This is a genomic window from Anaerolineales bacterium, assembly GCA_022866145.1.
In the GTDB taxonomy this organism is placed as follows: domain Bacteria; phylum Chloroflexota; class Anaerolineae; order Anaerolineales; family E44-bin32; genus PFL42.
The window spans coordinates 1-10047 of the sequence record JALHUE010000200.1 but is presented as its reverse complement, the minus strand read 5'-3'; the positions used below and the strand labels follow the sequence as shown (position 1 = coordinate 10047).

Annotated in this window: 7 protein-coding genes; all 7 read left to right on the top strand. The window is 64.3% G+C overall.

The features are described from left to right. Positions 1-1863 (top strand): FAD-dependent oxidoreductase (locus MUO23_06390; protein MCJ7512584.1); only part of this gene is annotated, 1863 nt, incomplete at its 5' end. Between the two features lie 209 nt (positions 1864-2072). After that, complete coding sequence (locus tag MUO23_06385; protein ID MCJ7512583.1) at positions 2073-3275, top strand: hypothetical protein; 1203 nt, start codon at positions 2073-2075, stop codon at positions 3273-3275. A 451-nt stretch (positions 3276-3726) separates the two neighbouring features. Further along, positions 3727-5028, top strand: a complete 1302-nt coding sequence (locus MUO23_06380; protein ID MCJ7512582.1) for an ATP-binding protein — start codon at positions 3727-3729, stop codon at positions 5026-5028. Between the two features lie 25 nt (positions 5029-5053). Beyond that, positions 5054-5761: a response regulator transcription factor gene (locus MUO23_06375; protein MCJ7512581.1), complete on the top strand. Its 708-nt coding sequence runs from the start codon at positions 5054-5056 to the stop codon at positions 5759-5761. Positions 5762-5871: 110 nt separating this feature from the next. Beyond that, on the top strand, positions 5872-6624 hold the full coding sequence (locus MUO23_06370) for a response regulator transcription factor (protein ID MCJ7512580.1): 753 nt from the start codon (positions 5872-5874) through the stop codon (positions 6622-6624). A gap of 502 nt (positions 6625-7126) precedes the next feature. Further along, positions 7127-8812, top strand: a complete 1686-nt coding sequence (locus MUO23_06365; GenBank protein MCJ7512579.1) for an amino acid permease — start codon at positions 7127-7129, stop codon at positions 8810-8812. A gap of 82 nt (positions 8813-8894) precedes the next feature. After that, on the top strand, positions 8895-9821 hold the full coding sequence (locus tag MUO23_06360; protein ID MCJ7512578.1) for a phosphotransferase family protein: 927 nt from the start codon (positions 8895-8897) through the stop codon (positions 9819-9821). Positions 9822-10047 lie beyond the last annotated feature (226 nt).

Sequence of the window (10047 nt, the reverse complement as noted above, 5' to 3'; positions counted from 1 at the left end):
GTCACCTCGCGCGGCACCATCAAGACCGAGATTGTTGTCAATGCCGCCGGGCAGTGGGGCGGCGACGTCGGGCGAATGGTCGGCATCTACCTGCCGGTGGTGCCGATGGCCCACCTGTACCTGATCACCAAGCCCATCGAGGGTGTGACCCACAATTTCCCCACGCTGCGCGACCCCGATCTGCTGGTGTACTGGCGGGAAGAGGTCGGCGGCCTGATCACCGGCGGCTACGAGCACGATCCGGCCCCCTTCGGCCTGGATGGCATTCCGGACGACTTCAACTACAAGCTGCTGCCGCCCGACTGGGAGCGCTTCACGCCCCTGATGGAGAACTCGATCCGGCGGGTGCCGGTGGTGGAGAAGGCCGAGATCATCCAGCTGTTGAACGGCCCCGAGGGGTTCACCCCGGACGCCGAGTTCCTGCTTGGGCCGACGCATGTCAAAGGCTTCTGGGTCGCCTGCGCTTTCTGCGCCCATGGTCTGGCCGGGGCCGGGGGCATCGGCAAGACGATGGCTGAGTGGATCATCCACGGCACGCCCGAGTGGGATGCCTGGCGGTTGGACGTGCGCCGCTTCGGCCCCAACTACGCCAGCGTCGACTACACCCTCGCCCGGACAATGGAGACCTATGGCCGGTACTATGACATCCACTACCCGGGCGAGGAACGGACCTCCGGTCGGCCGTTGCGGCTGGGCCCGGCGTACCATCGCCAGAAGGAACTGGGGGCGTTCTTCGGCGAGAAGTTCGGCTGGGAGCGGCCCAACTGGTACACGCCGCACGAGAAACTGGCCAAACACGGGTACGAGCCGCGCGGCTGGTACCGCCAGAACTGGTCGCCGGCCATCGGCGTCGAATGCCTGGGCACGCGTGAGCGGGCCGGGCTGTTTGATGAGTCGTCCTTTAGCAAGATCGAGCTGCGCGGGCCGGGGGCCTTGAAATTCCTCAACTACCTGTGCGACAACCAGATCGACAAACCGGTCGGCTCGGTGATCTACACATCAATGCTCAACGAGCGCGGCGGTATCGAATGCGACTTCACCGTGACTCGCACCGGCATCGACCGTTTCCTGATCATCACCGGCACCGCCTTCGGCCAGCACGACATTTCCTGGATGCGCCTGCGGGCGCCGGAAGATGGATCGGTAGCCCTTGACGACGTCACCTCCTCCTATGCCTGCCTCGGGCTGTGGGGACCCAAGGCGCGCACGATCCTCGGGCGCGTGACGCGGGACGACATCTCGAACGAGGGCTTCCCCTACATGACCGCCAAGCGCATGGCCGTCGGGGCCGTGCCGGTGCTAGCGATGCGGGTGACCTACGTCGGCGAGCTGGGCTGGGAGTTCTACTGCCCGATCGAGTACGGCGAGCGCCTGTGGGACACCCTGTGGCAGGCCGGCGAACCGGACGGGATCGTCGCCGCCGGCTACAAGGCGATCGACTCGCTGCGGCTGGAGAAGGGCTACCGCTATTGGGCCGCCGACATGAACCCGGATTACACACCCTACGAGGCCGGGCTGGGCTTCGCTGTGAAGTTGGACAAGGGTGACTTCGTCGGGCGCGAAGCCTTGCTCAAGCAGAAGAAAGACGGCATCAAGCAGAAGCTGTGCTGCCTGTCGCTGGCGGATCCGACGGCCGTGGCGCTGGGCAACGAGCCGATCTTCGAGAAGGACAAGGTCGTCGGCTGGATCACGTCCGGCGGCTACGGCTACGCCGTCAAAAAGAGCATCGCCTACGGCTTGCTGCCGGTTGGGCTGGCCAAGCCGGGCACGGTCCTCGAGGTCGAACTGTTCGGCGAGCGCATCAAGCTGACGGTGGAGAACGACCCGCTTTTCGATCCGAAGGGCGAGCGCCTCCGCGCCTGAAGCGGCGCCCGGCACCCGGCAGGTTTGACAAGCATCATTCCAAGGTAGTGAGTTTGGGCGGGCCGGCCCCTGGGCCCTTCCGTGCTACGATGAGACATCCGCCGCGGCCGGCAGGATGTGCCCGGCGGTGTCGAATTCCTTAGATCTATCCGCCCCCGGTGGCAGCCGGCCAAGCCGGTCCGGGGAACCCTCAGGCAGGAGGAACATCCATGGCCGAAAGTGTATTCGAACGCTTGCAGAGGACCAACCCGGATGCGGAGATCTGGTGGGACTCGTCCCCACTGATCTTTGACTGGTGGGTGAAGAAGAACGTGGAGGCCGCTCCCGCCGCCAAGAAGAAGGAGCTCGAGGCACAGCTCAAGCGTCTGTTCGTCTGGGAGGACATGGCCAAGAGCGTCTTCCGTGGCTGCACCACCAATCCCCCCCTCTCGTTGACGGCCATCAAGACCGACCCGGCCCTGTGGGAGAAGTGGGTCGACGACCAGATCAAGGCCAATCCCGGCATCCAACTGAAGGACCTGTGGTGGATGACCTACAAGGAGATCGTCCAGCGCGGGGCCGAGAAGCTGCTGCCGCTGTTTGAGGCCTCCGGCGGTCGCTATGGCTGGGTCTCCGGCCAGCTCGATCCTCGGCTCTTCACTGAGAAGGAAATCATGTATGGGCAGGCAGATGAGCTGAAGGCCCTGTCGAAGAACGTCATGATCAAGGTCCCGGCCAGCCAGCAGGGGGTGGACGTCGTTCGCCACCTGACCTCGAAGGGCATCGCCACCAACACCACCACATGCTTCACGCTGCCGCAGATCATGGCCGTGGCGCGGGCTGCTGTCGAAGGCCTGGCTGAGGCCAACAAGAACAAGGTCGATACCTCCGGTTGGCGGGCCGTGATCACGCACATGATGGGCCGCCTGACCGAACGCCCGATCCTCCCGGAACAGGCCGCCTATTATGGCGTGAACTGGACCGAGGCCGATCGCAAGTGGTTCGGAATTGGGGTCTTCCGGCGGGCCTACCGCATGCTCCAGGAAGGCGGGTATCCGAGCAAGTTGCTGATGTGCTCGGTGCGCACCGGTCCGCTCGTCAACGGCAAGATGCGTTACTGGGACGTGCAGGAGATCGCCGGCGGCGACATCGTGTACACGCTGCCGCCGAGCGCCCTCGAGCCAATGTTCCAGCTGGGGGATGACCTGGAGTTCAGGGACACGGCCATCGACGAGGAGATTCCTGAGTCGACCCTCGAGAAGATCTACCAGATGCCGTTCACGATGCAGGCCTTTGAGCCGGCCGGGCTGTCGCTCGACCAGTTCAACACCCACCCTTCGACGTTGTTCACCGTGGCTGAGTTCTCCAAGGCGGTTGAGGGTGTTGAGGCCTTCTGCAAGGGTCGTCTCGAGGCTGCCGGCGTCAAGGCCTAGATTCAAGCACCTCCTCTCCTGCGAGGAGAGAGCTTCGCGACGTGTGGGGTTTGGGCGCAGCCCGGACCCCATAGGTCATCTTCCCCGGCTTCAGTGAGGTGAGACCGTGCGGGTGCAGGTCTGGATAGATATGAGAGCATGAGCGCAGCGCTTCCCTTTCTGTAGGCGGCCCCGCTTCAATCCGTCGAACCCTCAACTCCTCCAGGACTCCCTCCCACCGCGCAGCATCCTGAAAGGGCTCTCCGCATCGCCCGCTTAGGGAGGCACCCCTCCGCACCGCGGTGCCGCCAGAGGCAAGGGGGTGAGGCCGGAAGTAGGTCCGTCCGGTTACCCACGGTTGAGCTCGCCTCCTTCCATGGCGGGAGGCGATTGCAGCGTGGCTCATATGTCCTGAACCCTCAGTGCGTTGACCTGTCTGGTCACTGCCTGTACACTGACCGCGGGGGCCGGCATGACAGCACCCGCCAAGGCAGGCTACAAACAGGCGCAGCGCGAACTGCACGCGCTGAATGAAGTCGCCAAGGCGCTCAACGCCGCCCAGGAGCTCTCCGCCCTCCTGAGCGCGGTCATGTCCAAGCTGGTTAATGTGCTCGACCCGGCCGAAGTCGGGGTGATCACGATCTGGGACGACGGCGCCGGACTGTTTCGCCCTGCCGCCGCCTTCGGCTACGACCTCGAACTGTTACACAAAGTCGGGTACCGGGCCGGAGAGGCCATGAGCGGCAAGGTCTACGACGCCGGCCGGGCACGGCTGTTCAAGACCCCCGCGGAAGTGGCGGCTGCCATGGCGGATCTGCGGCCAGCCAACGCGGCCGCTATCGCCCGCGCCCTCGGTTCGCAGAAGCTGCCCATCAGCGCTGTGGGCGCACCGCTGCGCGTAGGCGAGCGCAAACTGGGCGTGCTCGAGCTGCATACCCTTCGGGGCCCGGCGGAGTTCACCGAGAACGACCTGCCGTTCGTGCAAACACTAGCGGACCTGATCGCCCTGGCCATCGACCGCGATCGCCTGCTGCAGCAGGCCAATGTCATCCGCGATGCCCAGCAGGCCGAGCGCCTACGCTCGGAGGTGATGGCCAACCTCTCGCATGAACTCCGGACCTCGCTCGGCGCCCTCAAGGGCTACACCACCGCTCTGCTCCTGGAGGAGGTGCTGTGGTCCGAGGAGAAACGGACAGACTTCCTCACCCTGATCGACGAAGAATGCGACAACATGGACGCCATGATCCAGGAGGTCCTGAGCGCCTCCTTGATCGAGACCGGTCAATTCACGCTGGAGAAGCAGCCGCTGCGCCTGCCAATCCTGGCCCGCGAAGTGGCCGAGCAGATGCAGAGGCGCACGGAGATCCATCAGTTGATCGTCGACTTCCCGCCAGGCTTCCCGATCGTTGATGCCGACCACCTGCGCATCAGGCAGGTGCTGCGGGTGATCCTGGACAATGCCATCAAGTACTCGCCGGATGGCGGGCGGGTACTGATCCGGGGCGAGACCCGCGCCCAGGAGGTGGTGATCTGCCTCTCCGACCAGGGCGTTGGGATTTCCCCTGAGAATCTAATCCCGCTTTTCGAGAAGTACTTCCGGGTGCGGGCGCCGACCGGCTACCATGTGGCCGGAACGGGGCTGGGGCTTCCCGTGGCGCGGGCGATCGTCATCGCCCACGCAGGGCGGATCTGGGCGGAAAGCAAGGTCGGGGAGGGAACCAGCCTGTACTTCTCCCTGCCATACGAGGCGCTGCCAGGAAGTGCCCGGGCGTGATCCCAGGCGGATAGGCGGACTAGTGATGGAGCGGGGGAAGATCCTGGTGGTCGATGACGAGCCGAAGCTGGTGCGGCTGGTGCGTGAGGTGCTGACGGCCGCCGGCTACAGCGTGCTCTCCACCGGACGAGGCGAGAACGCAGTTGAGATGGCGGCCATGGAGCGGCCCGACCTGGTCATTTTGGATGTCGTGCTGGCGGGCGCCATGGATGGGTTCGGCGTGGCGCAGCGCGTGCGCGAGTTCTCGGATGTCCCGATCATCATGCTGACGGCGCGTGACCGAGAGACCGATCTGGTGCGCGGCTTCGAGCAAGGCGCCGATGACTACATCACCAAGCCGTTCAGCTCGAAGGAGTTGCTGGTGCGGGTGCGGGCCGTGATTCGCCGCTCGCGTAAGGAGTCGGTCGCCGCCGACGAGGTCGAGCTGGCGTGCGGCGAGCTGCGCATCGATCTGCCTCGCCGCAAGCTGACCGTCGGTGGGCAGGAGGTCCACCTGACGCCGACCGAGTATCGCCTGCTGCATGAGCTGGCTGTCCACAAGAACCAGGTGATGCTGCACTCGCAGTTGCTGGCCGCGGTCTGGGGTCCGGAGTACCGCGACGATCTGGAATACCTGCGCGCCTACATCCGCTACCTGCGCCAGAAGGTCGAGGCCGACCCGGGGCATCCGGTGCGGATTGTGACCAGCCCGGGCGTAGGCTACATGCTTGCCTGTCCGGACGAACCCGACTAACGCCGCCGCGGCTTTCACGCATTTCTCACTGACTCCAGCGGTATTCCTATGCGATTTGCAGGCAAGACTTGGTAGAGTGGCTGAAGGGTCATCACCCGGAGGAAGACTGCATGCCTGCTGACCACTCGCCTGTTCCCCCGGCTGCCAAGGATCCCCCCCTGCGCGTCCTGGTCATCGAGGATGAGCTTAAACTGGCCAGGCTGGTGGAGGAGGTCCTGACCTCGGCGGGCTGCGAGGTGCGGCTGCTGGCCGAGCCGACCGAGGTTGCGCTTGCCGCCAGCCGGTGGCAGCCAGATGTCGTGCTGCTGGACCTGGTGCTGCGGGGCGTCGCGGTCGGTCAGGACCTGACCTACGCTCTGCGTGCCGTGACCGCGGCCCCGATCATCCTGGTGACGGCCCAACGCGGGGGCAACGGCCTTCCCAGCGGTTTGGAACGCCTGGTGGACGACGTGCTGTGGAAACCCTTCGCCGCCGGTGAGCTGCTGCGGCGCGTGCGGATGGCGGCCGATCGTCATCGCAGCGGAGACCGACCCGGCGGAGGCGTGATCGTGTGCGGCGACTTGCGGATGGATGACTTGCATCGCCGCGTGTTCCTCTCCGGCCGGCAGGTCAGCCTGACCTCGGGCGAATATGGGCTGTTGCGAATGCTGGCCCAGCATGCGGACAGAGAAGTAGCGGCTCAGGATCTGCTGATGGCTGTCTGGGGTGCGGCGTTCGCCGATGACCTCGAGTACCTGGAGGCCTACATCTGCCATCTGCGGGAGAAGGTGGAAGCCGATCCCGCCAATCCCCGACGGCTGCTGGCTGGGGGGCATGGCTACCGCCTGGCCTGCCCGGGAGCAGCGGCCGGCCCTCCAGGCTAGCGCCCCGTTCCCCGACCTGCCGGACGCCTGGGCAGCCTCCCACACCCGACGCCCGACGCTCTGGCACAAGCGGGACCGCCTCCTGCCCGTCGGATGAGGAGGCCCCCGGCGTACGCGTATCAGCCTCCCACGGGTGAGTAGTGTCACTTGACCGCTCCGTGGATTAACTGTACGGTCGGTGGAAGTGACAGGCACCAACAGGTCCACAGCCGGTCCCACCCGGCCTGTTGCACGCACTCAAACGACTGCCGGAGCCCAGCCGACCCCGGGGGGCTGCTGGGGTTTCGCGTCGGTGAACAGCGATCAGGTTTTCCTTCACAGGGGAGTCTGCAAGGGGAAGGGGGTGGTGGCCTAGCTCAATCGAGCCGCATCACCCGGGCTGCTGCGGTCCGCCATCTGGGGGCAGGTTGGCGGGGACGAGGCTGCAGCGGACGGCGCTCAGTTCCAACTCGCATCGAAGAAGATCGTTATCCTTGTCATCCTTCAAGGAGGAGGACTCGCCATGGCTGATATGAAGGGCAAGTCGCGCGACGAGATCATCGCCGCCGACGTCAAAGAGTTGCACAAGCTCGGCTATGCCCAGCAGCTGTTCCGCGAGATGGGCGGCTTCTCGAACTTCGCCATCTCGTTCTCGATCATCTCGATCCTGACCGGGGCCATGCTGCTGTACGGCTACGGCCTGAAGTTCGCCGGGCCGATGATCAACACCTTCGGCTGGCCGATTGTCAGCATCTTCACCATGATCATCGCCGCCTCGATGGCCGAGATCGCTTCGGCCTACCCCACCGCCGGCGGCCTGTACTACTGGGCCTCCCGACTGGGGGGCGTCGGCTGGGGCTGGATGACCGCTTGGATGAACATGCTGGGCCAGATCACCATCACCGCCGGCATCAACATCGCCGCCGCCATCTACTTCGTCGGGCTGCTCACCCGCGCAGTGGGCATGGACCCAGCGACGCCCGTCTTTGGAGGCATGTTTGGCTGGACGCTGACCTCGTGGGGCTTCTACATTTTCATCATGGTCGTGATCATGATCCCGCAGGTTCTCATCAACGCCTTCGGTATCCGCCTCACGTCCAAGCTCAACGACTTCAGTGTGTACTGGCACATTGGGGGCGTGTTGATCATCGCCGCTCTGCTGACGTTCTTCGGCAAGAACCATCAGCCCCTCTCCTTCGTCACCCAGTACGTGAACACGATCAACCCCCTGGATGCCTCGTCCGGTGTCTTCACCGACGGTTCCGGCGCCGGCCCTGCCCTATTCTTGGGACCGTGGGTCATCCCGTCGCCGTTCTTCAAGATCTTCCCGGGTATGGTCAATGTCTACACGCTGGCGCCCTTCGTGCTGGTCTTCCCGCTGGCCTTCCTGCAGGCGCAGTGGACCTACACCGGCTATGACGCCTCGGCCCACGTGGCGGAAGAGACGGTGCTGGCTCGTCTGAACAGCGCTTGGGGGGTGTTCCTGTCGGTGGCCGTCTCGGCCGTCATCGGCTACATCGTGCTGATGGCCTTCACTTTCAACATCCCCGATATCGCCGGCACTGTGGCCGATCCCTATCCGGTGCTGTACATCGCCTACGCAGGTCTGAACACGTTCATGGCCAATGTCGTGGCAATCATCGTCTTCGGCGGGATGTGGCTGTGCGGCCTCTCGTCGATCACCTCGATGTCCCGCATGTGGTTCGCCTTCGGCCGGGACGGCGGCATGCCGTTCTCGAAGGTTTTCTGCGACATCAACCCGAAGTGGCGAACTCCGGTCAAGTCGATTGTAATCACGTCGATCCTGGCGGTCATCACCTGCATGTACGCGGCGGCCTACTTCGTGGTCACCTCCATCTCGACGATCGCCCTGTACATCGCCTACAACACGCCGACCTTCCTCAATGTGCGCAACAAGCTGCGCAAGAAGGGCGAGTTCACCACCCGTGAGAACGCCCCTTGGAACTTGAAGGGCTGGGGGCCGTTCCTCAATATCGTGGCGGTTGTGTACACGATCATCATCTGCATCGTGTTCGTGCTGCCGCCGAACGAGCTGGTGCTCTGGACGATGGTGTTGGTCGCCATCCTGCTGCTCGTCTACTGGTTCGGTTGGTCACGCAAGCACTTCACCGGGCCGAAGAAGGCTTCGGAAGACGAACTGCGCAAGATCGAGGCCGACCTGGCGGCCGCTGCCAAGGGCGGCGACTAGAGTCTGCCTGAATGGGGCAGGGGCCCGGCCCACGGTCGGGCCCCTGCCTTGTGTTCGCTATTTCCATCCACGGAGGCAAACCATGGGGCTGACGCTCGAACAATCCATCGCTCGGGTGCCCTTCCTGAAAGATGCCAAGGACATCAAGTCCAGTGAGCTAACCGGCGGCATCACCAACAAGAACTACAAGCTGGAGACGGGCGGCAAGGCCTACATGCTGCGCATCACCGGCGAGAACACCGACCTGCTGGGGATCAAGCGCGAGATCGAGCATGCCTCCAATCTGGCGGCTGGGCTGCTGGGCATTGCACCCGAAGTGCTGTACTTCATCGAACCCGAAGGCTACCTGGTGACGCGCTTCATCGACGGCAAACGCATTCCGCCCGAAGAGATGGTCAAGCCGGACAACATCCGGCGGGTGGTGCGCAAGCTGCGCATGTACCACACGCGCGCCCCGGAGGTGAAGGGCGAGTTCAACGTCTTTCGCCGGGTCGAGCACCTGATCGGCATCTCAAAACAGCACGGCAGCAAGTTCCCCTTCGACTTCGACTGGATCATGGGCAAGATGAAGGACGTGGAAACGGCTCTGCTCAAGGACCCTTACGTTCCGACCCCCTGCCACTGCGACCTGCTCAACCTGAACTTCCTGGATGAGAACGTCGCCGGCGAGATCGGCGAGGTCAAAATCCTGGACTGGGAATATGCTGGGATGGGGGACATCTTCTTCGACCTGGGCAACTTCTGCCATCACCACCGCTTCAATGATGAACTGGTGAACGTGTTGCTGCAGGAGTATTTCGGCGAAGTGACGCCCAAGGTGTTTGCCCACCTGAGGCTGATGTGGCCGATGTCGACGATCCACGAATCGATGTGGGGCACCACCCAGACCGGCATCTCGAAGCTGGAAGAGGACTTCCAGGGGTATGCCGACCTGTGGTTCGCCCGCACGCGCGAGGCCATGATCGATCCGCGCTGGGATCAGTGGCTGAAGGACGTTGCCAAGAAGTAGGCTTCGCCCCTCGGGGGGAACGCCAGCGCGCTGACGAAAGCGGCGCCCCAACTGGGGCGCCGCTGGCTGTCCCGGCGGGCGGCGGCTCGGCGGGGCGTGCGCTCCATCGACGTTCCCGGGGAGGGGCAGCGCCTGTCATTATCCAGGATCGCGGGGAGACGTGGGGCGCGGCCTCGCGGCGAGCCTGGGCAGGCGAACGGTTCGTCATTCCCGCGCAGTCGGGAAT